Annotated in this window: 27 protein-coding genes; 5 read left to right on the forward strand and 22 right to left on the reverse strand. The window is 36.6% G+C overall.

Going from position 1 to position 26,771, the window contains the following annotated elements:
- Positions 1-10: 10 nt before the first annotated feature.
- The 4 genes from mraZ to CD001_RS19310 all read right to left on the reverse strand — a co-directional run bounded on the left by mraZ (position 11) and on the right by CD001_RS19310 (position 3,821).
- Positions 11-442 (reverse strand): division/cell wall cluster transcriptional repressor MraZ, encoded by a 432-nt coding sequence (mraZ, locus tag CD001_RS19295; RefSeq protein ID WP_096189229.1) that lies wholly within the window; start codon positions 440-442, stop codon positions 11-13.
- 239 nt (positions 443-681) lie between these two features.
- Positions 682-2,307: a bacillithiol biosynthesis cysteine-adding enzyme BshC gene (bshC, locus tag CD001_RS19300; RefSeq protein ID WP_096189230.1), complete on the reverse strand. Its 1,626-nt coding sequence runs from the start codon at positions 2,305-2,307 to the stop codon at positions 682-684.
- Between the two features lie 250 nt (positions 2,308-2,557).
- Positions 2,558-2,941, reverse strand: coding sequence for a DUF3397 domain-containing protein (locus tag CD001_RS19305; RefSeq protein WP_257009864.1), 384 nt, complete (start codon positions 2,939-2,941; stop codon positions 2,558-2,560).
- The gene (locus CD001_RS19310) at positions 2,934-3,821 is read right to left on the reverse strand and encodes a ketopantoate reductase family protein (RefSeq protein ID WP_096189232.1); all 888 of its coding nucleotides are present in this window, start codon (positions 3,819-3,821) and stop codon (positions 2,934-2,936) included. The genes CD001_RS19305 and CD001_RS19310 overlap by 8 nt, the downstream gene beginning before the upstream one ends.
- 385 nt (positions 3,822-4,206) lie before the next feature.
- Between CD001_RS19310 and CD001_RS19315 the strand changes: the two genes are divergently transcribed.
- Complete coding sequence (locus CD001_RS19315) at positions 4,207-4,686, forward strand: N-acetyltransferase (protein WP_096189233.1); 480 nt, start codon at positions 4,207-4,209, stop codon at positions 4,684-4,686.
- Between the two features lie 222 nt (positions 4,687-4,908).
- On the opposite strand, the gene CD001_RS19320 is transcribed toward CD001_RS19315, so the two are convergent.
- From CD001_RS19320 to CD001_RS19340, 5 genes are all read right to left on the reverse strand, one after another.
- Positions 4,909-5,457 (reverse strand): RsfA family transcriptional regulator, encoded by a 549-nt coding sequence (locus CD001_RS19320; protein WP_096190685.1) that lies wholly within the window; start codon positions 5,455-5,457, stop codon positions 4,909-4,911.
- 227 nt (positions 5,458-5,684) lie between these two features.
- On the reverse strand, positions 5,685-6,431 hold the full coding sequence (locus tag CD001_RS19325; protein WP_179298823.1) for an enoyl-CoA hydratase/isomerase family protein: 747 nt from the start codon (positions 6,429-6,431) through the stop codon (positions 5,685-5,687).
- A 294-nt stretch (positions 6,432-6,725) separates the two neighbouring features.
- Positions 6,726-8,066: an IS1182 family transposase gene (locus tag CD001_RS19330; RefSeq protein ID WP_096189235.1), complete on the reverse strand. Its 1,341-nt coding sequence runs from the start codon at positions 8,064-8,066 to the stop codon at positions 6,726-6,728.
- A gap of 340 nt (positions 8,067-8,406) precedes the next feature.
- Positions 8,407-8,580 (reverse strand): 50S ribosomal protein L32, encoded by a 174-nt coding sequence (gene rpmF, locus CD001_RS19335; protein ID WP_096189236.1) that lies wholly within the window; start codon positions 8,578-8,580, stop codon positions 8,407-8,409.
- A gap of 47 nt (positions 8,581-8,627) precedes the next feature.
- Positions 8,628-9,134 (reverse strand): YceD family protein, encoded by a 507-nt coding sequence (locus CD001_RS19340; protein ID WP_096189237.1) that lies wholly within the window; start codon positions 9,132-9,134, stop codon positions 8,628-8,630.
- Between the two features lie 333 nt (positions 9,135-9,467).
- Here CD001_RS19340 and CD001_RS19345 point away from each other — a divergent pair, with 333 nt between their 5' ends.
- Entirely contained in the window at positions 9,468-10,703 is a 1,236-nt protein-coding gene (locus CD001_RS19345) for a nucleotidyltransferase (RefSeq protein ID WP_096189238.1), read from the forward strand.
- 68 nt (positions 10,704-10,771) lie between these two features.
- On the opposite strand, the gene CD001_RS19350 is transcribed toward CD001_RS19345, so the two are convergent.
- Positions 10,772-11,824: a SepM family pheromone-processing serine protease gene (locus tag CD001_RS19350; RefSeq protein ID WP_096189239.1), complete on the reverse strand. Its 1,053-nt coding sequence runs from the start codon at positions 11,822-11,824 to the stop codon at positions 10,772-10,774.
- Positions 11,814-12,605, reverse strand: a complete 792-nt coding sequence (locus CD001_RS19355; protein WP_096189240.1) for a patatin-like phospholipase family protein — start codon at positions 12,603-12,605, stop codon at positions 11,814-11,816. The genes CD001_RS19350 and CD001_RS19355 overlap by 11 nt, the downstream gene beginning before the upstream one ends.
- A 189-nt stretch (positions 12,606-12,794) precedes the next feature.
- Here CD001_RS19355 and ylbJ point away from each other — a divergent pair, with 189 nt between their 5' ends.
- Positions 12,795-14,024, forward strand: coding sequence for a sporulation integral membrane protein YlbJ (gene ylbJ / locus CD001_RS19360; RefSeq protein WP_096189241.1), 1,230 nt, complete (start codon positions 12,795-12,797; stop codon positions 14,022-14,024).
- A gap of 1,013 nt (positions 14,025-15,037) precedes the next feature.
- Here the strand turns inward: ylbJ and coaD are convergent.
- The 11 genes from coaD to CD001_RS19415 form a co-directional block, all read right to left on the reverse strand.
- Positions 15,038-15,520 (reverse strand): pantetheine-phosphate adenylyltransferase, encoded by a 483-nt coding sequence (gene coaD, locus CD001_RS19365; RefSeq protein ID WP_096189242.1) that lies wholly within the window; start codon positions 15,518-15,520, stop codon positions 15,038-15,040.
- The gene (gene rsmD / locus CD001_RS19370; protein ID WP_096189243.1) at positions 15,521-16,084 is read right to left on the reverse strand and encodes a 16S rRNA (guanine(966)-N(2))-methyltransferase RsmD; all 564 of its coding nucleotides are present in this window, start codon (positions 16,082-16,084) and stop codon (positions 15,521-15,523) included.
- Between the two features lie 603 nt (positions 16,085-16,687).
- Complete coding sequence (locus tag CD001_RS19375) at positions 16,688-17,899, reverse strand: MFS transporter (RefSeq protein WP_096189244.1); 1,212 nt, start codon at positions 17,897-17,899, stop codon at positions 16,688-16,690.
- Between the two features lie 222 nt (positions 17,900-18,121).
- Positions 18,122-18,397, reverse strand: coding sequence for a YlbG family protein (locus CD001_RS19380; protein WP_096189245.1), 276 nt, complete (start codon positions 18,395-18,397; stop codon positions 18,122-18,124).
- An 88-nt stretch (positions 18,398-18,485) separates the two neighbouring features.
- On the reverse strand, positions 18,486-18,926 hold the full coding sequence (locus CD001_RS19385; protein ID WP_096189246.1) for a YlbF family regulator: 441 nt from the start codon (positions 18,924-18,926) through the stop codon (positions 18,486-18,488).
- Positions 18,927-18,972: 46 nt separating this feature from the next.
- Positions 18,973-20,454 carry a hypothetical protein gene (locus CD001_RS19390; RefSeq protein WP_096189247.1) on the reverse strand — a complete coding sequence of 494 codons (1,482 nt, stop codon included), beginning with the start codon at positions 20,452-20,454 and terminating at the stop codon, positions 18,973-18,975.
- Positions 20,433-22,097 carry a DNA repair helicase XPB gene (locus CD001_RS19395; protein WP_179298824.1) on the reverse strand — a complete coding sequence of 555 codons (1,665 nt, stop codon included), beginning with the start codon at positions 22,095-22,097 and terminating at the stop codon, positions 20,433-20,435. Before CD001_RS19395 ends, CD001_RS19390 begins: the two co-directional genes overlap by 22 nt.
- Before the next feature lie 201 nt (positions 22,098-22,298).
- Complete coding sequence (locus CD001_RS19400) at positions 22,299-22,541, reverse strand: YlbE-like family protein (RefSeq protein ID WP_257009865.1); 243 nt, start codon at positions 22,539-22,541, stop codon at positions 22,299-22,301.
- A 15-nt stretch (positions 22,542-22,556) separates the two neighbouring features.
- Positions 22,557-22,997: a YlbD family protein gene (locus tag CD001_RS19405; protein ID WP_179298825.1), complete on the reverse strand. Its 441-nt coding sequence runs from the start codon at positions 22,995-22,997 to the stop codon at positions 22,557-22,559.
- 79 nt (positions 22,998-23,076) lie between these two features.
- The gene (locus CD001_RS19410; RefSeq protein ID WP_096189251.1) at positions 23,077-24,144 is read right to left on the reverse strand and encodes a CAP domain-containing protein; all 1,068 of its coding nucleotides are present in this window, start codon (positions 24,142-24,144) and stop codon (positions 23,077-23,079) included.
- 169 nt (positions 24,145-24,313) lie between these two features.
- Positions 24,314-24,742: a CBS domain-containing protein gene (locus tag CD001_RS19415; protein WP_096189252.1), complete on the reverse strand. Its 429-nt coding sequence runs from the start codon at positions 24,740-24,742 to the stop codon at positions 24,314-24,316.
- Between the two features lie 167 nt (positions 24,743-24,909).
- On the opposite strand from CD001_RS19415, the gene CD001_RS19420 reads away from it, so the two are divergent.
- Entirely contained in the window at positions 24,910-25,263 is a 354-nt protein-coding gene (locus CD001_RS19420) for a YugN family protein (protein ID WP_096189253.1), read from the forward strand.
- A gap of 440 nt (positions 25,264-25,703) precedes the next feature.
- The gene (ytvI, locus tag CD001_RS19425; protein WP_096189254.1) at positions 25,704-26,762 is read left to right on the forward strand and encodes a sporulation integral membrane protein YtvI; all 1,059 of its coding nucleotides are present in this window, start codon (positions 25,704-25,706) and stop codon (positions 26,760-26,762) included.
- The last annotated feature ends 9 nt before the right edge of the window (positions 26,763-26,771 follow it).

A 26,771-nucleotide genomic window follows, 5' to 3' on the forward strand; every position in this document is an offset into this window, starting at 1 on the left:
TCCTATCTCACTACAATTCAAAGTCCACGATATTTTCTGCGATTTCTGCAAAAGATTCTTCTGATTCTGCAAAATACTCTTCCCACACTTCCTTACTCCATATTTCAACTCGATTGGATACACCGATTACGACACATTCTTTTTCTAATTTTGCATATGTACGCAATGTAGAAGGCAAGTTAACTCGGCCTTGCTTGTCTAACTCACTTTCAGTTGCGCCTGAAAAGAAAAAGCGAGTAAACGCTCGTGCATCTTTTTTCGTGAAAGGAAGTGATTTTAGCTTTTGTTCTAATTGTCTCCATTCATGCTCAGGATAAACAAATAAACATTTATCCATTCCTCTAGTAACGACGAAGGTGGATCCCAAGTCTTCACGGAATTTTGCTGGAATGATCATTCTTCCTTTCTCATCAACATTGTGATGAAACTCTCCCATGAACATGGATCTCCACCTCCTCCACTTTATAACACTAATTTACCACATCTCCCCACTTCTTACCACTTCAATTTCAAATATTTTTTTGAAAAGCGTAAACACCTGACAGGCGAGCGCTAAAAGTTACCTTACGAGTCCCCTTCTTGATAGCAAGAGTGGTGTGTCAGCTTCATCAATGACATTGAACTTAGTCATATAAACAAAATAAAAAAAGCCCTGCTTCCTGCAGGACTTTTACACACTAATTATAAATAAATATATCCATGTTGGCCGGGTTGACAGACTTCTTCTAAAACAGTTTGTAACATTCGTTCAATTAAGTCTGGTCCATATATATTTAAATACGGAAAAATATTTAATTGCCTTTCTTGCAAGTTCCCGTTCGGCTTCATTTCGCATTGTACAACATCAAATCGTCTTAAACCAGATTCATTTTGTTTCTTCAATTGAGCAGTAAACTTTGTTTCTAATTGAGTCATATAAGTTTTTGCTTTCTCTCTATACGTCTCCTGTAACGATTCAAATTCCTCCCCGTATTTTTGAAAAGTGGGAGACAGGTGGGAGAAAATTTCATCTATCTGTTCAACAGCATGTTGAAATTGTTCTTTGTAAGGAGCTTTTTCTTGTTCTATTAACCATTGTTCTTTCTCTTTTTCTACCCCTTTTTTTGTTACACTTTTATCATCCAACCTTAGTTTAACCAAGTTTTTTTCACTTTGCCTTGAAATAAAGGTAAAGTGCAGCCTTGGCTGAACAATAGGCATTCGCATTTGAAAAGTATGAAACACTTCTTTTAAAGTTGCCCAATATTTTAATTCTCCTGGACCTGCAACAAACGAAAGAACCGGCAGTAAAAACTCTTGCATTAACGGACGTGATACAACATTATTACTAAGAGAATTCGGGTCAATACTAATTTCATTAAGAAGTTCTTCCTCAGTCCAGTGACGATTGCTGTCTTTTTCAAGAAAGACCTCTCTTTCTTTAGACAATAAATACCTTTGACCTTGGTCATGTATAAAGAGATGAGCATTATTTTCATCGATGTCGATCGGTTCTTCTTGATAAACCTTTTTATACCGCAAAGCACCTTCTATAAATGCACCACGTAATTGATCGTTTTTACGGATTAGTTGTTTAAAATAATCACTCTCTATTTTTCTAATGTCCGGACAGGCAGCATCCATTAATATGATCCCTGTACCTTTGAATATTCGATGAATGATTTTGGCACACCAATCAACATAAGTTATATCCGTATTGATATCTGCTACTAATTCATCGTAGAGCTTGCGTGTATATTCTGTTTCCTGTAAAAATTGGAACAACTCCTGAATGATCGCATGGCCGTCCACTGAAGAAATCCGTCTATTTGAAACAGGATACTTTACATCATTTCTTTCTCCAATACGGACCTTTTTAATTTGATCTTCATAATGGAGAAATGTATGATTCACTTCATCAATATCGTGGTCTTCACCGGCTATCCAAAAAATAGGGACGACAGGAATCTGATGTTTCCGCTCAATATCTGATGCATATTTTATGATCGAAACTATTTTATTAATTGTATAAAGCGGACCTGTTAATAAACCTGCCTGTTGACCTCCTACGACTGCGACAGATCGTTCATCCTGAAGCTTATTGATCATCTCTATTGTCGCATCATCTGCATGATGCTTTTTATTAAAATTTGTGAGTACATCAACTAATTCTTTTCTTTTAAATGTACGCGTTTTTAAGTCACCATATCTTAATAAATATGATTTATCCTCTAAAGAATAATCAAAAAAGGATTCTGCCTCTTTTTCATTATGTAAATACTCGTTTATAAATCCAGTATTTTGCGCTTCTTCCCAAACGAATTTCATCTGATTCAACCTCTCACTTTCGATAGGTGAAGTTATTTCGACCTTCCAAATAAATCGACTCTAATTATAGCAAAGTTATTTCAGGTTACCAATGAAGATGACTTGAAAGTATATATGAAATCAAGTAGACAAAGAGGAGCGAGATATGTGAATCGTCACCACTGCCTGATCAGAACCGTCTCGACAAATACGGTTGTAAAGAAATCAGTACCGGGACTACTAGATTTTTTCTAGAAATTACTCTCAGTTCTTAAATAGCAGCAATATTAGAAATGAACCCATATATTACTAAAAAGAAGTAGACCAAGAAAAAAACAAAAAACTGAAACCTCCAAACACCTTTCAATACTTTATGAATCGATATATCATCGTTCGTTTTCCAATGGAGAAACGTAAAGAAAACAGCTGTTATTAAAAAGAATAAGATAAATAGCCATATAATTGAAAATCCCCATATTTCTAACACGATAAAATAGATAGAAGTCATGAACAAAATAACGGTAAGGTCTGCAGCAAGTTTTATAGAAAACACTTTATTTTTTGTGCTTTTCATTGTAATAATATAGATGAGATAAAATCCTAACAGCGGTACTGTAACAATCGATGCAATAATAACAATAAAAATATTAGACATCTCCCCAACTCCTTTCCAGGTCTTTAATCGCGTTATGAACGAACATAATATTCGGAACATGAATATGTTGTTTTTTTGCTTGTATTAATAAATAACCTGTAATCGATTCTATTTCTGTTTTTCGTTTCATTTGAACATCCTGATACATCGACGATTTATTTTTTGAAGTGCTTCGTATTACATTTAATATAGTTGGGAAATAGTCATCATTTATTTTCAAAAGCTGTTTACCTTCCTCAAATAACGCCTTCACTTGAGCTATATATGGGTCGTCCAGCAACGCACCGTTACGTACTTTGTATAAAGCGGTTAATGGGTTAACAACTAAATTTATCAATAGTTTTTCTTTCATGTTGACGTGAATGTTGTTTGATTGCTTCCAGCCTAAAAGCTTGCCGTTCGTCACTTCGTTTAATTGATCATTGCTGTTCTTCCATGATCCAACCGAAATTCCTCCATTCCCCGTATGCTTTACTTTATTATCATTTAGTTTTAATGCACCGTGTGTAACAATACCTGCAAACAAGCGATTGTCTGTTTGCAATTCAGCTTTTTCCATATGTCCCATTCCATTTTGTAAAAATAGCAATGCGGATTCGGATAAATAAGGTAAATGATCATCAAAAAAACGGTTTAAATGTGTCTGTTTTAACGCAATCGCCGCGACGTCATATGAATTCTTTTTATAACTTATATCATGAAAAGCTTGAACACGCACAACATACTTACGATTTTTGTTAATCATAATTAAACCGTCACGATTTATTACCTTTGCTTGGTTTTCTAATCTCGTTACGACAGATACATCATGCCCTTCCATTTGTAAGTATGATGAAACAAGTAATCCGATAGACCCTCCGCCAACAACTAATATTTTCATACGTTCACAACCTTAAATAAAATGTTCAAAAAGTCCGCAAAAAAAATTTTGTCGTATCTCTGCGTTGGCTTAAATACGCTCGAATCCTTACTAATATTAGTCTATGTCTCTATATTTTGGAGAAAGAAGTGAGCAACACGAAGCACAATCAAAGAAGAATGACTCGTTGATCCTTTTTTGAACATAATTGTCAGGACTTTTGCTCTCCTTATATTATCATAAAAATTACCAATATAGCTGAAAATTCCTTCAGTTCAGTACATGAATACGATAAAATAAAAAAGTTTATCTTTACCGCATTTGAAACCCTTTTCTTTTTTATCTTTTTTAAATTATAATAATATATAGATAATTATTTTTTATAGATACACTGGAGGGGAAGCTTATGGATAAGTATGAAGTTGTCAGACTCAAAATTAACTTTAAAACACTTGAAGAATTTGAAAATTTCCGAGAATATGGACAGCAGGAACTCTCTATGAAAGAAGATTTAGAAGGAAATATTATAGATAATGATAGTGAATCGCCTTTTTACGGTATATATTTTGGTAACAAGCTCGTTGCTCGAATGAGCTTATACAAAATTGAAGCTAAATTTGATCGATATTTCGAGCCCCCACAGGACTATTATGAATTATGGAAGCTAGAAGTTTTACCAGCATACCAAGGCAGAGGTATCGGAAAAGCACTTGTGGATTATGCTAAAAGCTTAAATCTGCCAATTAAAACAAATGCGAGACAACGGTCAGATGAATTTTGGAAGAAGATGCAATTTGAACCTATTACGTATCAAACAGACCGTGACCGTGGTGAAAACCCATTTGTATGGTTTTCTGAAGGCGCTTCCGAACAAAAAATTTCTTAACTTTAATTTCATGTTTAAAGCCCTTATTTATTAACACATCAAAAAAGGAAGTACCCCAAGTGTCAATTGCACGGAGTACTTCCTTTTTTACGTCCTGAAAGACAATTAAAATACACGTCAAAATAAAATCATTTACCTCGGCACAGTCAAATATAAATACGAGACAAGTACATCGCCAATTATATTTATATTAATCGCCAAGCTAGATGTTCGGATCCTTTTCTATTTCAAAAAGGATTCTTCACCTTTTCGTTTTGAAGCTCGTTCTACGACATTAATCATAAGCTGATAATCACTCTTAATAAATTCATATTCTTCCTTTAACCTTCTCAGTTCCAATTGTAATGACTGATTTTCTTCTTTTAATAATTCAACATCTTCCTCGGTATTTTCCTGTTCGTTAAGCAACTCTTCTTTTCGGTTTAACAAAAATGCAATCACGTGCTCAATTGATTCGATAAGGTCTTGCTCATCATCAGTTCCATTTACCTTTTGACTCGTCTTCGTTGACGTTTCCACATCCGATTCTTTAAAATCCTTCCCTTTTAAGTCTCTACGTTGTTTTTTGGCCAGTTGGATAGCTGAATCATATTTTTTTCGTATTGATGAGTTCCAACGAAACCCACACGCCGCTGGAGTCCTCGATAGCTTTTCTCCTACTTCTTCAAATGCTGATAATTGGGTACTTCCTTCACGGATATGTCTTAGAACGACTTCTGCTAATAATAAATCTTCATCTTGGTTCCACGCATCTTGCCTAACCAATGAAATAACCCCTCCTTCACATATGTTCAAAATATATGTATGCAATTAGTAGAAACGATAGACTTTTTTTACTATAAGCAATTGAATTTTTCTTGTTTATCTATAACTTGACTATGATTCGAGCATATTTCATAGACATCCTATGATTAATTTCCATATCGTTAGCTACAACTAGTATAAACAGATAAGAAGGACGACATTCTTTCAAAGCTAGTCAAATCGCGTAGAATTGATTACTTTTTCTCTTTTCTCAAAAAACATTCTACTGCTTCGTGGTGTTCTTCGGACTCCCACAAGGACGAACAGATGTCAACCTCACGGTTCATTTCTGTATATAACTTCTCTTTATCGATACTTAAAATCGATTTATAGTTTCGGATCACTGCTGGAGCGGTGATCCATCGCTCTGCCCATAGATAAGCCTCGCTTATTGATGGGACAATTTTATTAATAAATCCTATATCCTTAACTTCTTCAGCTGTATAAATATGAGCAGTCCCCGTCATTTGCAATGCCACTACTTCCCCTACTCTTCTCTTTAAAATCGATGTTCCGCCCCATCCTGTCGTTAAATGCAATCGCCCTTGAATAAAACCTACTTTAGACCTTTTAGTAGCAATACGAAAGTCAGTAGATGCAGCAATTTCTGCTCCCCCTCCCACTGCAGGTCCATCTATAAATGAAACAGTAACAGCAGGTAATGCAACAATTTTTTTTAGTACTTGACACATAGGCTTTAACATCGTTAACGCATCATCTTTCGACCTTAATTCGTGAAAGGCTTGCAAATCTCCACCACTGCAAAAAGCCCCACCTTCACCTCTAATCATTAAGATTGTGAGATTCTCATTTTCAGATAAACGCTTCAGATGCTCTAATAATTGATGGACAACCTCCATATCGACAGCATTTTTTTGTTTTGGACGATTCAATATTAGTTCTGCCATATTTTCATTTACATAACGACATACGACTTTCATACGCCCCTCTCCTTTCAGTAACAGCCTTTTCATTTAATATCACTCTTACAGTATACTTTGTTGCTAATTCAAGTTGAAATACTAAAAAAATAGCCATTTTTTCTATATTTACTTCGTTACAGTTCCGCTAGACCACATCCACCACCGAAAGAATCAAACGTAAAAATCAGGAGGGAAAGATCCCTCCTCAGATTGTCGAGAAACCCACACTTTTTGAGAAGTGCGGGTTTCTCTTTATTATTTTCGTCAGAAGAATTTGCTCACCCTACGGTGAAGAATGGCCGAAACCACCTCTTAGCTCGCTGAGAGGTGGTTTGCGATCTTTTTTATGTTCTGTGCTGCCAACGCTTGTTCTGATGCGCCCTTTAAGCTGCGTAACCGGCAGTAGCGAAGCCCGTGGAGCTGTTTGGCATCCGCGAAGCTTCGCTCAATGGTTTCTTTTCTTTTTTTATAGAGGAATTTCCCTGTTGCGGAAAGTCTATGCTCTCTCACTTTTTCCTTACTGTCTTCCCATACATGCCTTGTGAGAACTTCTTTATGATTTTTGGCTTTCGTACATTGGTTAAGCAGGGGACAGTTTACACATTCTGCAGGGTTTGAATGGTATTGACGATAGCCTTCGCGGTTCGTTGTAGCGTAAGATAAGGTGCTACCATTAGGGCATGTATAAGTATCCGTCTCTTTGTTATAGGTAAATTTCCACTTTGGCAAATCCCCCTTTTTAGGTTTGAAGCGGCGGTGTGCGATAACCCCCATAATATGGCGATCTTCTAACCCTTTACATAAGAGAATGGTTAAGTAGCCCGCGTCTAATCCGACAGCTTCCACATTGAAACCAAATGTCTTTATCTGACGGTCCAGTCGATTTAAATACGGCAGGGAATCATGGATATTTCCTGGTGTTAAATGAACATCAGTAATAATATTAAATTTCATGTCTGTTGTCCGATGGTCTAAATAAAAGAACCCTTCGGGCTTTCCATCCCTGAACATATAGCCGCTTTCTTTATCTGTCATACTGACTTTAATCTCTTTTTCTTTTACCATCTCTTCTCTTTCCGGTAAGGGCTTTTTTCCATGTGCTTTTCGATCCTCCTCAACCGCTTTATTTAGATCTTCTATGTACTCGCGTGTTTCAACTTGAACCGTCTTCTTAGTGAATTTCCGCTTATTTGCATTGGCTTTAAGGTGGGTAGAATCAGTAAATAAAGCTCTCCCGCCAACCATACGATGCTTCATAGCCAGAAGAACGGTCTCATCAAATATCTCTTGAAAAATGTCTGTTTCTTTAAACCGTTTATGCCGATTGAAGCTTATGGTGGAATGGTGAGGAACCGAATCAGTTAGACTTAATCCTAAAAACCATCGATAAGCAATATTTGTCTCAATTTCTTTTTCTAACTGTCTTTCAGATCGGATACCGTAAAGGTATCCAATAAACATCATTTTAAAAAGCATAACCGGATCAATTGGTGGGCGACCGTTATCTTCACTGTAGTAAGGTTTTACTTTGTCATATATGAAGGAAAAATCAATTGTGGCATCAATTTTTCTTAGTAAGTGGTCGTCTGGGACTAACTGATCGATAGAGACCATTTCGAGTTCAACTTGTTGTGCACGAATGGGGCGTAACACACGATCACCTCACGAGTGGTTTTATCTATATGATACTATATTTACCTGAATAATCAGATAAAACTGATGAAAAAATAACCATCATTTCTAAATAGGAAACGATGGATGTTCTAGGTTGATTGAAGAACGAAAGGCGGCGACTCCAATGGGATCAGCGCAGTCTGAAAATCCATTCTGACGATGCTTCGCTGAGTCAGAATTAGTTGAAGACAAGCCCCATGGAAAGCGGCCGCCGGGAGGGATGAGATCGTGAGATATCATACTTTTCTTTTAAAAAAAGGCTGTTGAGAAAACTTTCTCAACAGCCTGAGGAGGGAAAGATCCCTCCTGTTTTACTTTATTATTTGTTTACTACGTCTCGTCCTTTATATGAACCGCACTCTTTACATACGCGGTGTGAAAGTTTTGGTTCACCACATTCAGGACATTTCACCATACCAGGTACAGTTAATTTAAAATGTGTACGACGCTTTCTTTTGCGAGTTTTACTCGTTTTTCTAAAAGGTACTGCCATGAGTCCCACCTCCTTGGAGATCTTCAAACATCCTCATTAAGAAGAAGTTAATTGTTATCAAAGAACTTTTCAAGTTCCTTTAAACGAGGATCCATTTTTGTTTGGTCCTCATCTTTCGTCTTCAGTTCCCAATCCTTGCCGGATTTCGGGGCTGGACCTTCGTCTTCCTCACTGAAGACCCGCATTGGTTTTTCTAATAAAATACGTTCTTTTACGTAAGGTAATAAATCAACCGTGTTATCTTCCAATTCATGAACTTCGTCATCCTCTTCGAAGGTGGCCCATTCATCCAGCTGAAAAATCTCTCTGGCATTAATGGTGAAAGGATACTCCACATCATTCAATGTTCTTGCACAAGGAAGAGTCATTGATCCAGAAATTTCAAGGTTGAAAGTAACCGTCTTACTGGAAAAATAACCATCTCCTTTTACTTGAACAGGAGTTATTTCACGAATTTCACGGTCAATCTCTTTTACTTCGCTAACATCTACCGATTCTTCGATATGCAATCCTTTATTTTTAAAGGCTGCTAATTGCTGAACCGACCATTTCATAGGTTTTTCACCTCAAGACAACAAATGTAATTATATCCTTCGTGTATCCTTTTGTCAAGGTAACTTCTTTACATTATTATTTAAAGTGCATGTTCAAAAAAGAGGACAAAAAGATCACGACTTATCTTGCCGAATTTAACGAGAGCTTCTTCCATTTTTATCCTTTAATCAAAGGTCATTAATTGTTAGAATATCATAGATTCCCCCTTGTTTAAAGGGAGGATATTTGATCGAAATCGTGTTTTTTTCTTCATTTCTGTATAGAATGGACATATGGTCCAAGTTTTAAAGGTATAGTCATAACCTTCCTAATTAGTAAGGAGTGATACAAAAATGAAGTCATTAGGAGTTGTTGTAGAATATAACCCTTTTCATAATGGACATTTATATCATTTGCAAGCTTCAAAAAAACATACGAACGCTGATGTAACTGTTGCAGTGATGAGTGGGTCTTTCTTACAACGCGGTGAGCCTGCAATTGCGAATAAATGGAGCCGAACGAAAATGGCCTTAAAAGCTGGAGTAGATCTCATTGTCGAACTGCCATATCTTTATTCCGCGCATAAAGCAGAAGTATTTTCTGATGCAGCAGTTGCACTGTTACATACACTTGGTATAGATGAGCTTTGTTTCGGCAGTGAAGAAGGGAATATCACCCGTTTCATCAACACTGTTGAACATATTCATCAACATAGAGATCATATTGACTCCGTTATTCAAACATTTATAAAAGAAGGGAACAGCTATCCTGCAGCATTTGCGAAAGCATTTCAGCAAGTTTGTAAAGCAGATGATACAATCGACCTCTCTAAACCGAATAATATATTAGGTTACCATTATGTTTTATCAATAAAAAAACTATCTTCATCAATTACACCAGCAACAATCAAGCGAGAAAAAGCCGGATATCATGATATTGTTCCAACAGATCACAAAATAACGAGTGCTACGGCAATACGCAATCAACTTTTAGTAGAAAATAAAGATGTGAAGGAAGTTGCACCATTTTTACCGGTGGCAACGACAGAAGAGCTTCTAAACCTTATTAAAAACGGTGAGCATTTTGCTTCATGGGAAACTCTGTTTCCTTTGTTACAATACAAATTACTGACTGAAGACATTCATTCGCTAAATCGAATTTATGAATGTACGGAAGGAATTGAATATCGTTTAAAAAAGATGATTACAAAAGCGGACAGCTTTTACCAGTTTGTTGACTTAGTAAAAACAAAGCGGTATACGTGGACAAGAATTCAAAGGTTGCTCGTTCATCTCATTATGAATACGTCTAAACAATTTATGGATGAGCATTCCAATCCATTGCAGCCAACGTATATTCGTATTCTAGGGATGAGCAGTAAAGGGCAGCATTATTTATCAGCTAAAAAGAAATCATTAAACATTCCACTCATTACGACGGCTAGTCAAGGGAAACACCTTCCTGTACTGCAAAAAGAAATCCAAGCTGCGCAATTACGTAATTTACCTATAATCGGTTCAGATGCATTTATGAATGAATATAACCAACGGCCAATTCGATATAACGAAGAAAAAGGAACCTTTCATTAATGATAAAGGTTCCTTTTTCTTCAGACGTAATAAGAAAATTTTAAAGATCTGTTTCGTAAATTCTTGCTCTAGGATGCTGGTGGTAATTCATTTAAATATTGCAACGCTTCTTCAAACGTATCAATTGGAACAATTTCCATATTTGAATCAATATTTTCAGCAGTCTCTAGCGCAATTTCATAGTTCGATTCAATCGCTCCTCGTTCATTCGGGACAAGGAATGCAGATGCACCCGCTTGATCAGCAGCAATAATTTTTTGTCTCACACCGCCTATACGCCCTACGTTTCCATCTTCATCAATCGATCCAGTTCCAGCAATATGTTGACCTTTCGTAATATCTTCTTCAACAAGCTGATTATATATTTCTAAAGAAAACATCAAACCTGCTGACGGACCTCCAATTGTTGCCGTATCAATGAACACATCCGGTCTATTAACTAATACGCGATCAGTAACAGGGTTAGCAATCCCTACACCACCCCGATCACCTTCAGGGTCAATTTCCTCAGGGAATGGTTGAACAGCTAATGAGTAGTCATGTATTTCTTCTTCCCGTTCAACCGTGATTTTCACTTGATCACCAATCTCATGTTGACCTAATAATTCAAAAAGCGTTTCAACCTCTAATACTTCTACATCATTTACTGCAATGATTCTGTCACCCATTTGCAGCTTTCCCTCTGCATCCATTTTCGGAATAATCGACGTGACTAATACACCATAATTTTCAAAATATGCCTCTCTTCCAGCATAATTATAGGCTACAAGGACAGCTAGTTCTTGTGATCCTGCCATCATCATCATTTGCCTGTGGTGGTACTCTTCGTCAGTCTCTCCTTCTGGCCTTATTTGGTCCTCTGGGATGATTTCTCTCTGATCACTAAACATCGACCAAACATAATTCACGACATTTGCTTTCCCCATTCTAACTGTCGTAAGCATAAACGTACCTGCGTATTCATTTTTATCTTCAACTTCAATCACTTCGCTTAATACTTTCGCATCACCTGGAATCGTAAAATAATACGGTAACTCATAAAAGTTTATAAAAAGCAAAATAGCAAATAGGATGACCCATCTTATGATTGATCTTCTAGAAACTCGATTTTCATGACTCATGATGTTGCTCCTTCCACTCCTGTATCCTCTTTTTCAACTGCTGCATATATTTTCTTGTTTCGATTTCCCCTACTTTTATGATCTCTTCTACATCGGTAAACTGTGTTGCTTTTATATGTTTAAGTATCGGACGGATCATCACATCTGATTGAATTTCACGATATCTTACCATTTCTTTTTCCATTATATCCATACTCTGCATAATCACATCATATATCGTTGAAATATCAGGTTCAGAATTAAAAAATGATACGTCCACAGCAATAATAATATCAGCACCCATTTTCTTCAAGACACTAACCGGAACACGATCAATTACTCCGCCATCAACATATAATGTCCCATTTAGTTTTTCAGGAACGACAATACCAGGGATCGCGATACTTGCTCGAACAGCATCTGCGGCATTGCCTTTTGTAAAAACGACTTTTTCTCCTTTCAACAAATCCGTTGCTACGACAGCAATTTCGGGTGATAAGTCTTCAATATTTTTATACTTCGTTAGCATATGAATGACTTGCTTTGCTTTATCTCCTTTAATAAACCCCATTTTCGGAACGGTAAAATCAAGAAAATATTTTCTGCGAAATTGAATAGCCATTTTTTCTAACATAGTTGAAGAATGGCCTGCACCAAATAATACACCAATTAAAGCTCCCATACTACTTCCCGCAATATAGTCAACTTCTATTCCTGTCTCCTCTAACACTTTTAAGACCCCGATATGAGCAAAGCCTCGAGATCCACCTGAACCTAATGCTAAACCAATTTTCGGGTTCATTCAGTTACTCCCCTCCAAGTACCGAAACGAATTCAAGGTCTACTTTCACCTAACATACGTATATTTTACTAAGGACAAGTTTATGTTTCAGATTTTCTTATGTACGTGGTACATGTTAACGAAAGCGAACATATATACGATTTGAACAAAATGAAAATGGCTAATACAACTTTAGAAAAGGAGTTCACAATGCATTCTTATTCCGCTTATATTAAAACGATTCTATATGCCAGTTCAGTATCAATTTTGGCAGTCTCATTTATGATCTTTCCTAAAGAAGCATATGAAGCTTCGGTTCGCGGTCTCTCTATGTGGTGGGATGTCGTCTTTCCATCTCTACTTCCATTTTTCATTATCTCAGAATTTTTAATAAGATACGGAGTTGTCTCTTTTATTGGTGCGCTTTTTGAACCAATTATGCGCCCATTATTCCGCGTTCCTGGATCTGGAGGATTTGTTTGGGCAATGGGACTAGCATCTGGTTTTCCAGCTGGAGCAAAGTTAACAGCCCGCTTACGACAGGAAAACAAAATTACAGCTATTGAAGGAGAAAGACTCGTTTCATTTTCAAATGCTTCTAATCCGTTATTTATTTTTGGTGCGATTGCAGTAGGGTTTTTTCATAATCCTGCACTCGGTGTCGTCTTAGCTGCTTCTCATTACGGCGGCAACCTGCTTGTCGGGCTTGCGATGAGATTTTATGGCCGGAAAGAAGAACTGAGAAGCAGGAATAAAAAAAGATTTTCACTTTCTTATGCGATTGCGTCTATGCATAAGGAACGTCTTAAAGATCAAAGGCCGATCGGAAAATTGATGGGAGATGCTATACAGTCAGCGATTCAAACATTACTAATGATCGGTGGATTTATTATTCTTTTTTCTGTCTTAAATCAAATTTTAGCATTGATTCATATCTCTGCAATTTTTTCATTTTTCATTACGATGTTACTTGGGCTCATCCAAATGCCTGATGAATTAAGTACACCTATCGTTTCCGGCTTATTTGAAATAACATTAGGAAGCCAATTAATTAGTAATACGATACAAACAAGCTTATATGAGCAAGTCATTATTACAAGCTTTATTTTAGCCTTTAACGGTTTTAGTGTCCAAGCTCAAGTCGCGAGTATCCTCGCTGAAACAGATATCCGTTTCAAGCCTTTTTTTCTAGGGCGTTGTCTTCACGGACTCTTTGCTGCAGGTCTAGCTGCCCTTTTATTTGAGCGACTATATCAAGAGGACGGAGGAGACAGCACGGTTTTCCTTCCTCTCATGAAAGGTGAGTCATTTTCATCCTCTATGATTCAATTGTACGAATGGTTCCTCCATTGGGGAGGTTATATTACACTCAGCTCACTCATTATTTATATTTGCTATACGAGTTATCAAGCATTAAACAGCACAACACTTTCTCGTTAATAAGTATCCGCCCGTAAAACGGGCTGTTTTAATTTCACCCTATAAGGGCACTTTACCACAAGAGTCCCTTAAGGGACCTATTTAATTTGGTCCGTGCCAAAAGAATTTTGAGGACATCCCTTTTCATCATCAAATAGAATTCGAAATCGCTATAAGGCGGACGCTTTCACTCCAGAGCACAAGTGCGACATCTACTCGTGCTGCACTTCGTTTGCATTCGTAGTGTCTTCTTTGCAGCGGGCAATCCCTCAACTTCCTAGGTGCCACACTGTATGCACCTAGGGGATTTTCGACGATTACTTTTCCCGCCTGAGTCACCGCCTAGCGCTCTTTCGAGTACATGATAATAGTTAAATGACATACTAATAGCAGAAAAACGTTGTGGGAAGTTGATCTCTGCTCATTTTTTATCTCATTTAAATGGGAATGGGCTTTTGTTATCAAAGATATTTATGTTCATATCGTATCCATCTTTTAAGATTATAAATGACATCACGCAAATAAAGTTGGCATCAAAAGGTGGAAGGTACTGCGCGACTGTCTCTTCCTCTACTAGTATGGCTTTGTTGTTTATCCGTCGAGACAAATCGATGTATTTTCGAAGAAGCAATGCTCTTTCCTACGGAAAAACGGACGAGTTGAGATCCCTTCGAGCTTGATCGAAGTAGCTCAACCGTTCGTCCGTGGCAAAGAAGACACCGTGAATACGAACAAAGTGAAGTAAGAGCGGATGTCGCACTTGTGCCCTGGGGTGAAAGCAAGCAGTATACCTTCCAACTATTCGTTACTTTTGTTGCTGTTTAGACAATGTAAGAATACCAATCCTAAAAAAACTTTTATATAAAAAACTGCACGAATTATCTGCAGCCTTTTTATCCGTATGATCAAGTTCTATTTTTTCCTATCAAGCGATTCATCACAACCTCCTGAAGTACACGGATTAGAAGCAAACTGCTTCTTCGTCCAAAACTTTAGATACGATAGTGTTACATAAGAATATCTCTTTTTGAACGTTACATACGGTTTTTATTTCGTAAAGCCTTTTCAACTGCAGGTGGAACGAGATCATTTACTGAAGCTTCGTACTTCGCTAACTCTTTGACAATACTCGAACTTAAATAAGAATAATGGTTATTTGTCATCATGAAAAACGTTTCTACTTCTTCATCCAATTTTCGATTAATTGACGCCATTTGTAATTCATATTCGAAGTCTGATACTGCACGCAAGCCTTTGATGATCGCGTTCGCTTGTTTCTTTTTAACGTAGTCGATCAATAGTCCGTCAAAGTGATCAACCTCTACGTTCGGCAAATGATTTGTTGTTTCTTTTAAGAGCTCAATGCGTTCTTCTACTGAAAAAAGCGGGTTTTTACTTCTATTATTTAATACGGAAACGATGACTTTATCAAAGATTTTCGAACCTCTCGTGATAATATCTAAATGTCCAAGCGTCACCGGATCAAAGCTTCCAGGACATACAGCGATACTGCCCATTTATTTTTCCTCCCTTACTCTTCTAAAAATACGGATCATTGTATCTCCATATTGTTCATTTTTTTTCTCAACAATATTCTCGTATTCCGTTTGCAGGTGAACACCTGCTCCATGTTCAACGACAATCGTCCCTCCTTCTCTTACTACCTCATGTTCTGATAAGAAGAGTAATTCCTCATGAAGCCGTTGATCTGCATAAGGTGGGTCTAAAAAAACAAGATCAAATTTCCGTTCTTTCTTTGCGATCGCTCGTAATGCACGTTTAGAATCATTTCGAAAAATTTCAACCTTCTCCTGTACATCACTTATTTTCGTATTATGATATATAGTAGAAATCGCTTTTTTATCGCGGTCAACAATAACAGCATGTTCCATTCCACGGCTAATTGCTTCAATTGCAATAGCCCCGCTTCCACCATATAAATCTAAGATCGTTCCACCTTGAAAATATGGACCGACCATATTAAAAATAGATTCTTTCACTTTATCAGTTGTCGGTCTAGTTGACTGGCCAGGTACTGCTTTTAACGTAATACCTTTTCTTGTTCCACTAATTACTCTCATATTTTTCACCTTATATTATGTATGTTTTTGCATTCATATCCTACCATAAAACGACTCAGAGAGGAAATTAAAAGTGGTCAAAAGATTCTTACTCTTCCTCTTTATGTATAAACGAGTTTCAGTTTTTCCATAATAAAGATAGCAACATGAAAGATCATGTTGCTGACAACCGCGGAGAAGGCTTACGTTTCCCCATAAGTTCTTCCTCCGGTTTCTCCTCTCCCATAGCCTTTATAAAGGAAAGAGCGTGTTTAACAACACATTTATCCTTTATAATGAGGCAACCCGCAGAAAATTCTGCGGGTTTTTTTTGCTTTTATAAAGCTTTTTAAAAGGGAATGATAAATGAGGGGAGATTGGTCAAAATATTACTCGCTTGCACTCCAGAGCACAAGTGCGACATCTACTCGTGCTGCACTTCGTTTTCATTCATCGGTTCTTCTTTGCCGCGGGCAAGACTTCAGCTAATCGCGGGAAAATCCCCCGATGGATCTTCTTCTCTTGCTTTTCCCGCTGGCGTCTCGTCATTTTTGACAATCAACATACGAAAATTGTCAATCTTCTATTCGTATACACAAGAAGATACGAAAAGAACAGACCACGTCAGCTTGTATTTTGACGTGATCGATTTTCTTTTATTAATGGAATTACTTTCGTTTTTACGACGAAAGAATTTATTAGCAGCAACACTCCTGACGCTATAAATAAGCTGCGTATCCCTGCAAATGACGATAACCATCCTCCTAATATTGGACCTAGCATATTCCCCAAATACATTGCACTATTGGAAAAACCGTATGTACGACTTTCCATCCCTTCAGGGGCAAGGTGCCTAATTAACGTATTCAGAGCTGGTAATAACCCTCCTAAAGACAGACCTAAGAGAAAGCGGAATCCAATTAATTGCCAATAGTTATCTACAAAAGCTTGCGGAAGTGATGCCAATGCTGCAAACAGTAACGAACCAAATAAGACGTATTGAGCCCCTTTTTTATCACTTAGTTTTCCTAAAAACGGACTTGCTGTCATATTCGCAATACCCATAATCGACATCGCCAAACCTGCAAAAAAAGCGATGTTTTGCGAGGGTGATAGTTCTTGGACAAAAATTGAAAGAAGCGGGTTTACCCCAATTAATGCACATTGTACAACAAACATGACGAAAAAAAGTGATAGGATTGGTGATGTACGAATAATCGTTTTAAAATCTTGTACCGTATTCGTTTTCTTCGTCGTTTCTTTTTTCTCAAATTGATCATGGACAAACATTAACACAACAAAAGCAGCTATGAGAATGGCAGCACCTGTAACATAAAAAATCATCCGGTAACCCATTATGTCAGCCATTAAACCACCGAATAATGGTCCACATATTCCTCCTGCTACAGCTCCAGCTTGTAACATCCCAAGTGCATAGCCTGCTTCTTTCTTAGGAGTGTTCATTGATGTTAAGGCGATCGAAGCTGGGATAAATCCAGAAATGACACCGTTCAACAACCTTAATAAAAGCAATGACCATGGTCCTGTGGCAAATCCTGTTAACGTAATAACAATTGCCATTCCGAACCCAGACCTAAGAAGCATTAGCTTACGTCCGTGCCGATCAGCCAGTCTCCCCCACATTGGAGAAAATAAAAAAGCTGTTAAAAAATTCGCTCCAAAAATAATTCCAGTCCAGCGACTTAAAGCTTGTGGATCGGTTACCCCTAGTTCTTGTAAGTATAGTGGTAAAAATGGGATGATCATCGTCATAGAGCCCATCACTAAAAATTGACATCCCATTAAAATAAATAAACTCCTCTTCCAACGGGGCATACATCTTCACTTCCTTTGTCTATGATTCTATTATATATTTCGAGTGACGAAATTTCAAACCAAAATAAAGAAAGAGATCGTGAAACGCTCGTTGCTTCTGCGGTTACTCGTCGCACAAAAGAACACTCTTGCTTTTCCCGCTGGCGTCTTAATTTTGACAATCAACTATTTTAACTAAATAAAGAACCTCCAACAAATGTTAGAGGTTCATACGTTCAGCATTTATATTCCCATTTTATAATCGTACTCTTTTTCCTTTTCAGGAACAGCGTTTTGATATTCCGTTTTTATCCATGGCCTCATTGACATGGACACTTCTTTTACAAAGTGGAACGATTCTATTTTTTCGATTGTCGTTTCGACAAGGTCTGCATCACAGTACATGATAATGTATTTCATTTTTCGGGAGACATAATGTACATTCCCTAATCGCTTTAATTGTTTTACTTGTTTCAAGGAATGCACCCAGATGGCAAGTCCTACTCGATTTCCGACCATGATGATAATCTCCTTTATAAACAACATCGTTTAATAGCTTCTTTGCCAACAGTCTAGCACGTAAAATGGAAGAAATCAATAAATGCTTTTAAGAACAGCCGCAGCTTCCGCCTGATCCACATCCGCCACCGCACCCATCCTGGTCAAAAAATGGATTACCAGTAGGAACTTTAATTTGTGGGGAAACTGCTTGTGCAATCATTTGACTTACATCAATTAGTAATTGGTGTAACTCTTCTTCAGCTTGTTTATATTCAACGATCGCATCATGTGTATCGAGTTTCCTTTTCCATTCTCTAACTTCAGATGTTACCGTTTTAAAGTCAGGATGATACTTCCCAAAGCGCTGAACTTCATCATATTTTTCTTTCAGCTGTTGGAAATGTTTGATCAAATGCTGCGCTTCCTTATTTTGATCTAAAGCCTCTTTTGACTGAATATATGAATCAAATACTTCAGAGGAAGTTATGATTTCTCCAAAGTCTAATGCTTCTTGTAAGACGTCGACATTTGTCATGGTTGTGAGCATTTAATCACCTCCAAATTCATTATAACATGTTCAAAGTAAAAACGAATCATTCGTGTACCGATTTAATATCATTAAGTGGATTATACAAAGCAATTCTTCGAATCGAGCTTTGATCAATTGTCCGTTGATCATATGTTTTCAGTGAAACATTGTCCCCTTCTTCTATTAATCGCTTAACCTCAACAACCATTTGCTTACCATCGATCTCTTCAATGAGTAGTGGTATTTTCATAATTTGACTCTGCCTTACGAGCCTTCTCAAAAAATTCCCCTTATATGTCATTAACGTAAACGTTACTTCAGGGAGTTGTTGGACTTCTTTCCACTCGTTCGGAAATTCGAGCGTCCCGCTAATAGTCATCTGTTCCTTATCATGCTTCTCAAATTCTCTTGAAGAAGATGTTATGTTAATTTCCATTTTTTTTATTTCTCGCTCCCATTGCCGGACAATCTCAGTTGAAATAAACATTCCCTTTTTTGATCCCATGACTTTTTTAGAACCGAACTTTTTCTCACTCATTTTCAAGAGTTGCTTCATTAATGGTTGTGATCGAATGGAATAAAAGACAAATGATCCTTCTTTAAATATAGCTGACGATCCTTGCCACCAGTTGTCAAACGTTTCAAAGCTAGCTCCTTCTTGAGGGAATAAACGATGAAGCAAATGTTGATAAAGCCGATAAGATGCACAAATTGATTTTCCTTTTTGAACTGTTGATTCAGAAAAATTTATCGTAACCATCGACCCAATACTTTTTATTTCTCCAAAAATACTAGCTATCCATAACGTAAAGTAATGATCGTCCCTCGGAAATAGCCATTGCTGTTCATGGACTTGAACAATCTTTTTATCGCCTTTACCTTTGTTGAGCATTTCATCCAACAATGAACAGCACTCTTCCACCTTTCTTTCTGAGAGCTGATAAAAATGTTTTTTCAATTCCATGCTATCTTGTCTCTCATTGGTCAGCAGCTGATTTTCTGCATTTGAATAAACAAGCAATTCAAGAAAATCATCGAACCTTTCTTCAATCCACGTTGTAATCAGTGTGTAAGGTTTGTCAGACCATTTTTTAAAATAAGAGGTTACTGTTGAAGCAATATTGTTAGTATGAACATCATCATTCTTTTCTCCTGACGACAATGACGTTCCATGAATCTGATCATTGACTTTTATACAAAAGCGAATGTACAATTCAAAAATATTATGACCTTCTGTCTTTCCTCCTCTCTCTACTGTTTTGTTCCAAATGATAAAAAAGTCTACTTCCCGGGGAACGAGATAAAATACTTTTTGGTGTTGTTCTAAAATAAAAACTAGGTTGCTTTCTAACAAATTGTGGATCATTTTATAATATAAAAATGGACCGTACTTATTTTTCACGAGTTCATCGATAACACTTTTTCGTTTATCGATTATCATGACCATTTCTGTGAGCAGCTCTTTTTCTGATAACGTTAAGTTCGACCACTTCTCTTCGATCCATTGATGGTCGATAACTTTATTTAATATTGACTGTACGAACATAATGACCACTCTTCCCATTCATAATGATATCCTTGTTCCTTCATAAATAATTGACGATTTGATGCCCTTTCTTCCTCTTGCGTCATAGCAGTAACGAGTGAATAAAAATAAACGGGCTTTCTTTCTGAACTTGGTCTTAACAGCCTTCCTATCCGTTGAGCCTCTTCTTGTCTTGATCCGTATACTCCAGAAACTTGAATGGCAACATTTGCAGACGGTAAGTTCACAGCCATATTTGCAACTTTGCTAACGACTAAAGCTTTTATCTTTCCAGCACGAAACTGCTTGTATATATTCTCTCGTTCAGACTTTTTCGTTTTACCTGTAATAATCGGGATTGAGAAATGAGCAGCTATTTTTTCCAACTGCTCGATATACTGACCGATGATTAATATATGATCTTCCCGATGTTTTTCAACTAATACGTTCAATACGTTCAGTTTTTCATCGTTTACACTGGCCATTTTATACTTTTCTTTTTTTGAAGACTGTAAATATTTCTCCCAATGATCCTCGCTAAAATGAACTTTATATTCTTTGCATATCGGTTTTGCTATCCAATCGTTATGTTCTAATTCTTTAATTCCTAACTCATATCGTTTTGGACCTATTAAACTATATATATCATCTTCTCGGCCGTCTTCCCTGACGAATGTTGCTGTTAAACCGAGTCTCCGTTTCCCTTGCATATATGAAGTCATCCGAAATAACGGTGCAGGAAGCAAATGTACTTCATCATAAATGATTAATCCCCAGTTCCGTTCTTGAAAGAGTCGGAAGTGAGGGTATAAATTGTTCTTGCTCTCCCCTCTGTAAGTCAACATTTGATACGTTGTCAATGTTACTGGCCGTACATTTTTCTCTGAACTCGCATATAACCCAATATCAGAATTGCCTAAATTCGTATTTGCAAAGATCTCAGCTCTCCATTGATGAAGCGAAGTATCATTCGGAGCAATAATTAACGTCTCTTCATTTATTTTAGACATAACCCCAATGCCAACCAACGTTTTTCCAGAACCACAAGGCAATATAATAAAACCATTCCCTTTTTCATAACTTTTAGGTTTTATAAACGCTTCAACTGCTTCTTTTTGATAAGGTCTTAAACGAACATGATTGTTCAAAGTAATAGGTAAATGCTCTCCTTCGTCAATTAACAAATAGTCAAGAACTGGATAACCACCTTTGATCAGCCGATGTTTTAATGTTCCTCTTTCAGTCATTGACATTCTCATGGCCGCCCCTTGTTCATGTCGAAAAATGCCATCACTTCTTTCAGGAAAACATTCCTCGATCATTTGTATCGATTCACAAAAAAGACATGGGCCTTCTCCTTCAATATTTTTCATAATAAATTTTCGACTAGAATCTTCCCAACCTCTAATCTTATTCATAAGAGATGATGGAACAGGCGGATTTGAAAAAGAAATTAAAAATGTAATGATTTCCTCACTAGTTATCCCTTGATCAAATGCATACCATACCGAATATTGAGATAACTCGTAAATGTGCATTTCAGAAGGGGATTGTTTTAAATGGGCGAATTTACTAATAAATGGATGGGCAATGTTTGCTTCTGGGTGTACTGAATTAAAATAGATAAGCCCGTCTTCCTGGAGATAGAGCGGTTGTTGTTTCATAACATTTCTCACCTCATATGAACTGCTAGTCATATTGTGATAATTAAAGATTCATTCTATACATGGTCAGAAAAACGATCATTATATGAAAGCGCAAGCGTCTGCCATAATGGATTCGAATAATCCTATAATATGATCCAAAAGCAACAATCTTTAAAATAACAGCCTTTAGTATAAAAAAAAGAAGAGGTATCCTCCTCTTCAGCTTTGCTGGTTAAATGATTTCATCATTTCAATCATCATCATCGCTAAATTCATATTATTTTCGATCTTTTCCATCCTTTGCGGGAACGTTTTACCGTAAAACAATTTAGCCTCTTGTTCCATCTTTGGTATATCGTAAGGGTTTCGTGACAGTCTTCGATACCAGTTAGGGTGGCTTCGTAAAAACTTATGCAAATCTGGTTGACTGCGAATGTATTGATATACTTCTCCTCTCATCATGCCCACTCCGATCAATTAATCTTCACGGAAAGAAAATGGGGAGCTTTGCTGCTCATCTTGCGCTCCTGACCCTCCAGTAGGATTTTGTTTAAACTGACCTAGAAGTTCCTGAACTGAAGTCAATACCCCATTAAACTGTGCTAAATGATTTTGTAAATCATTTAAATTCATCCTTTTAAACATTGATAATAAATCTTGAGCAGAAACATTTTCATTGTTGCCGTTCTTTTCTGATTTAACGTTTTCTTCATCTGATGCATTGGATTCCGATTGACGCTTGTTTGTACGATTCGCTTTATACGTTTCCCATATCTCATCATCTTCCCCAAACAATGACCATTCTTCAAATAAATCTTGTAATGATTTTTCACCAGATTTCACATCACGTAAAACGTAAGGATGTTTTTTGACAAATTGCTTAAATTTTTGAACGTCAGGATGGAGGGAGTCTTTCACAATGGCACCTCCTAGTCATATGTCTATATTACTTGTTACTACATCATACAAACGACTTCAATAGAAGGTGCGCCCAAAATTACCACGGTGTAATAAAATTTTGTGTGTAATAGTCTCTGTATACCCCTACTCCTAAGTGTGTGAATTCATCATTTAATAAATTCACTCGATGTCCTTCGCTATTTAACCATCCTTCAACTGCTGCAATACCGTCCACATATTTTGCTGCTATATTTTCTGCAGCAAGTTGATAATAAATGTCTTCAGCCTCTAAACGGTCATTTAGCTCCCCCGCTTCGGGTGATGTATGCGAGAAATATTCGTTTTGTTCCATATCTTCGCTGTGTAAGTATGCTACATATGCCGTTTCCTCATCCCATTCCAATTCAGATAAGCCATGTCTACTTCTAATAACATTTGTAATATCATAAATTTGTTTAGCTTGACCTTCTTGTACACGTGTCCATTCATCATCCGTTAACTCAACAGGTTCAGGCAGTTCGCCTCGGTAAACGATTGAATATGGGCGATGCAGTAATAAAAGCTCTGGCGTAATATAACGAATCGAAGATAATTCCTCTTCGATTGTGTCGAAGTAAAATTGGACATAAATTTCTTCATTTATTTTTGCTAATGGCCGCATGTTCAATTCCTGAGATGTCAATTCAAATTGGTAAGAAGAATATGAGCCACTTAACGAAACATGTTCATGAAATGAAAAGATATCATCCACTTCTTCATAATCTTGACCAATCTCGATACTTCCATTATCCAAATCGTGATAATTCGTGAAAATTGATACTACTTCATCATCTAATATTGCAATTTGTAAATACGTATCATCATTGTATATTAACCACTCATAGCCATATGGAGATAAATCAATTCTCTCAGGCTCTCCAAATTGTTCTATAATATCCTCTTCCGATTTCCCGATCCAATCATGTAAACCTGCCTCATCAATGATTGGTTCATCTATACTCGTTGTTTCGTTTTCTTCTTTACTTTCTTCTTCTTTACTTGAAGACGACGTCTCTTCGTTTACAGACTCTTCCTCTTCCATTTTTGTTTCTTCTTCATAAAGAAATATAGTTAACAAGCCAAATACAAGTAAAAATGAAATGATAAAAGAAATAATCAGCTTCATAGCGGTCTCCTCTCCACAAACTCTAGTCCATACTCAATTCTAGAGATAAAAAGAGGCTTCCTGCTAGATGACAATGGTTCTTATTATTTGTTAGATTCTTCCGAATATCTACAAACAATACAAAAAGCCTGCACGATATGCACAGACTTTTTTTGACATTCGCCTTGGCTTAATGATGAACTTCCGGACGTTCAGAAATTTCGGATAGAGCAAACGCAGCATCATCTTCAGTTGACGTATGGACAGCTAAATCTCCTAATGAAACGATTCCTACTAACCTGCTGTTTTCTACGATTGGTAAACGACGTATTTGTTTTTCAGCCATCATTTTTGCAGCATCATCAACACTCATATTAGGTTCTGCTGTAAGTAAATGCTCACTCATGACATCTGTAACTTGAGCAGAATTCTCTTTCTTTTCGGCTACACCTCTAATGACGATATCACGATCTGTAATCATCCCTAGAAGATGCTGATTTTCACAGATCGGAATCGCCCCTACGTTTAACTCCTTCATTTTGACCGCAACTTCATATACATTATCTTGTGGAGTACAGGTATCTACATTACTTGTCATTATGTCTTTTAGTGTTTTCACGATATTTCCTCCTTATTTAATCATACGTTTTTATTATTTTACAGATCATCATATACCATACATAATTATTTATTTTGTCAGATCACCGGCATATCGTTGCATCCTGAGTCATTTCGTAATATCATAATGAAGAATAAGTTTGTTTGAGTAAGCTAGGAGGTAAAAAAATGAAGTTTGAAGAAACAGGTTTAGAAGGTGTATCAATTGAATTTCATGCTTTAGAAGACATTATGGAGAATGCAGGATTTCATTACGTATATGATTATGAACGCGTGACATTTGACTATAAAATCATCGATCAAGTAAAAGATGATATTTATTACTTCCGTGTTCAAGCTTTCGCAACTGATGGTGAAGTTCCTAATCCACACAGTACTGTTAAATTAATGAAGCCGATTTTAGGTAAACATTATTATCCGCATGGTATTGAGTACGATGAAGAATTTTCACAGAAAATCATTGATAAGTGCAACAAAAAATTAAAGAACATCACAGAAAATATAAAAGCTGAAGCTCTATAAAACAAATACATATATGATGGTGATGTTTGGAAAAGACGATGCTTTCGATCAAATTTACTCATATTTCACATGAGTAGTTTGTCGGAGGCATTCTTTTTTAACTCGGCCCATCTGAATAAAAACTTCATCAGCTACATAGCGAAAATTTTTATACATAACTTCGATTTTTGAAAAAAAGAAATACCTATGACTTTGACACAAATAATCAATGATTCTGCCCTAAAAGTAATAAATAACCCTGTTATTCCCTTCATTTTCATAATATAATGTATATTAGTAGCCTTATATGATGATTTAACGTGTGAATAAAATAAAATTCCCGTAGGGTCACAGCTTTTATTGTCTATGTACCTATTGGAAAACCGAACTTAACTTGAACTTAAGAACCTGAACCATTAAAAGCTGATATCATTTTCTATTCAATAGAGAGGGGCATTCCATTGACGTCGCAAAACTTCAAAAAATATATTTATATTATTATTGGGGTCATTCTTGCTGCCCTATTTATATATTTCGTATTACCTGTATCTGTACCAATTATCGTTGCATTTGTTTCAGCTCTTTTCTTATCACCAGCAGTAAATGCATTACATAAAAAAGTGAAACTTTCACGTAGCCTATCTGTTTTCATTGTATTTATTATTTTTCTTTCAATTATTAGCATATTAAGTTACTTTACGTTGACTAGAGCAATGACTCAATTAAATCAATTTGTTGAAAACTTGCCGATGACAATTAATGAGTTAAATATTGCTTGGATTAACTTTTTAGAAAATTTAAAAACACAATTTGGCCATTACTCCCAAGATATTGTGAATGAAATCGACAGAGCTGTGACTCAGCAGCTTGTTGGATTGAGAACTGATTTGCAAGATCTTGATATCTTTGGCTATGTATCAGCCATATTAATTAAAATCCCTTCATATCTCGTTTCATTTTTAGTTTATTTAATTGCACTATACTTATTTTTGCTTGAATTACCAAGGCTGAAAACGAAAGTATTCAATTATATGACTGAGAAAACAGCTGAGAAGGTTCGTTTCATGTCTTCGCGCTTATCATACGTCATCTTTGGTTTTTTCAAAGCTCAATTTTTAGTTAGTATTATCATTTTTATTGTAACATTTGTCGCGCTTTTATTTATCGCACCTGAAGTGGCCTTTTTAATGTCGTTGTTTATATGGATTATCGATTTTATTCCGATAATAGGGTCTATAGCAGTTCTTGCACCTTGGGCTACATACCATTTAATTGCAGGGAATACTCCATTAGCGATTCAATTACTTATACTCGCTGCCGTATTACTTACGATTAGGCGTACTGTAGAACCAAAAGTGATGGGGCACCATATCGGTCTGTCACCGCTTGCTACACTCATCTCGTTGTTTATCGGGCTGCAATTAATCGGTATACTCGGTTTTATACTCGGACCACTGCTTGTCATCCTATTTACAAGTGCTAAAGAAGCCGGAATTATTAAATTGAACTTTAAAATATAAGTTTCCTTT

This window comes from Evansella halocellulosilytica, assembly GCF_002335745.1.
Classification (GTDB): domain Bacteria; phylum Bacillota; class Bacilli; order Bacillales; family Salisediminibacteriaceae; genus Bacillus_CA; species Bacillus_CA halocellulosilytica.

Coding starts and splice junctions, on each gene's coding strand:
- mraZ (WP_096189229.1), bottom strand. CDS start 442: ATGTTCATGGGAGAGTTTCATCACAATGTTGATGAGAAAGGAAGAATG.
- bshC (WP_096189230.1), bottom strand. CDS start 2,307: ATGAAATTCGTTTGGGAAGAAGCGCAAAATACTGGATTTATAAACGAG.
- CD001_RS19305 (WP_257009864.1), bottom strand. CDS start 2,941: ATGTCTAATATTTTTATTGTTATTATTGCATCGATTGTTACAGTACCG.
- CD001_RS19310 (WP_096189232.1), bottom strand. CDS start 3,821: ATGAAAATATTAGTTGTTGGCGGAGGGTCTATCGGATTACTTGTTTCA.
- CD001_RS19315 (WP_096189233.1), top strand. CDS start 4,207: ATGGATAAGTATGAAGTTGTCAGACTCAAAATTAACTTTAAAACACTT.
- CD001_RS19325 (WP_179298823.1), bottom strand. CDS start 6,431: ATGAAAGTCGTATGTCGTTATGTAAATGAAAATATGGCAGAACTAATA.
- rpmF (WP_096189236.1), bottom strand. CDS start 8,580: ATGGCAGTACCTTTTAGAAAAACGAGTAAAACTCGCAAAAGAAAGCGT.
- CD001_RS19340 (WP_096189237.1), bottom strand. CDS start 9,134: ATGAAATGGTCGGTTCAGCAATTAGCAGCCTTTAAAAATAAAGGATTG.
- CD001_RS19345 (WP_096189238.1), top strand. CDS start 9,468: ATGAAGTCATTAGGAGTTGTTGTAGAATATAACCCTTTTCATAATGGA.
- CD001_RS19350 (WP_096189239.1), bottom strand. CDS start 11,824: ATGAGTCATGAAAATCGAGTTTCTAGAAGATCAATCATAAGATGGGTC.
- CD001_RS19355 (WP_096189240.1), bottom strand. CDS start 12,605: ATGAACCCGAAAATTGGTTTAGCATTAGGTTCAGGTGGATCTCGAGGC.
- ylbJ (WP_096189241.1), top strand. CDS start 12,795: ATGCATTCTTATTCCGCTTATATTAAAACGATTCTATATGCCAGTTCA.
- coaD (WP_096189242.1), bottom strand. CDS start 15,520: ATGGGCAGTATCGCTGTATGTCCTGGAAGCTTTGATCCGGTGACGCTT.
- rsmD (WP_096189243.1), bottom strand. CDS start 16,084: ATGAGAGTAATTAGTGGAACAAGAAAAGGTATTACGTTAAAAGCAGTA.
- CD001_RS19375 (WP_096189244.1), bottom strand. CDS start 17,899: ATGCCCCGTTGGAAGAGGAGTTTATTTATTTTAATGGGATGTCAATTT.
- CD001_RS19380 (WP_096189245.1), bottom strand. CDS start 18,397: ATGGTCGGAAATCGAGTAGGACTTGCCATCTGGGTGCATTCCTTGAAA.
- CD001_RS19385 (WP_096189246.1), bottom strand. CDS start 18,926: ATGCTCACAACCATGACAAATGTCGACGTCTTACAAGAAGCATTAGAC.
- CD001_RS19390 (WP_096189247.1), bottom strand. CDS start 20,454: ATGTTCGTACAGTCAATATTAAATAAAGTTATCGACCATCAATGGATC.
- CD001_RS19395 (WP_179298824.1), bottom strand. CDS start 22,097: ATGAAACAACAACCGCTCTATCTCCAGGAAGACGGGCTTATCTATTTT.
- CD001_RS19400 (WP_257009865.1), bottom strand. CDS start 22,541: ATGATGAGAGGAGAAGTATATCAATACATTCGCAGTCAACCAGATTTG.
- CD001_RS19410 (WP_096189251.1), bottom strand. CDS start 24,144: ATGAAGCTGATTATTTCTTTTATCATTTCATTTTTACTTGTATTTGGC.
- CD001_RS19420 (WP_096189253.1), top strand. CDS start 24,910: ATGAAGTTTGAAGAAACAGGTTTAGAAGGTGTATCAATTGAATTTCAT.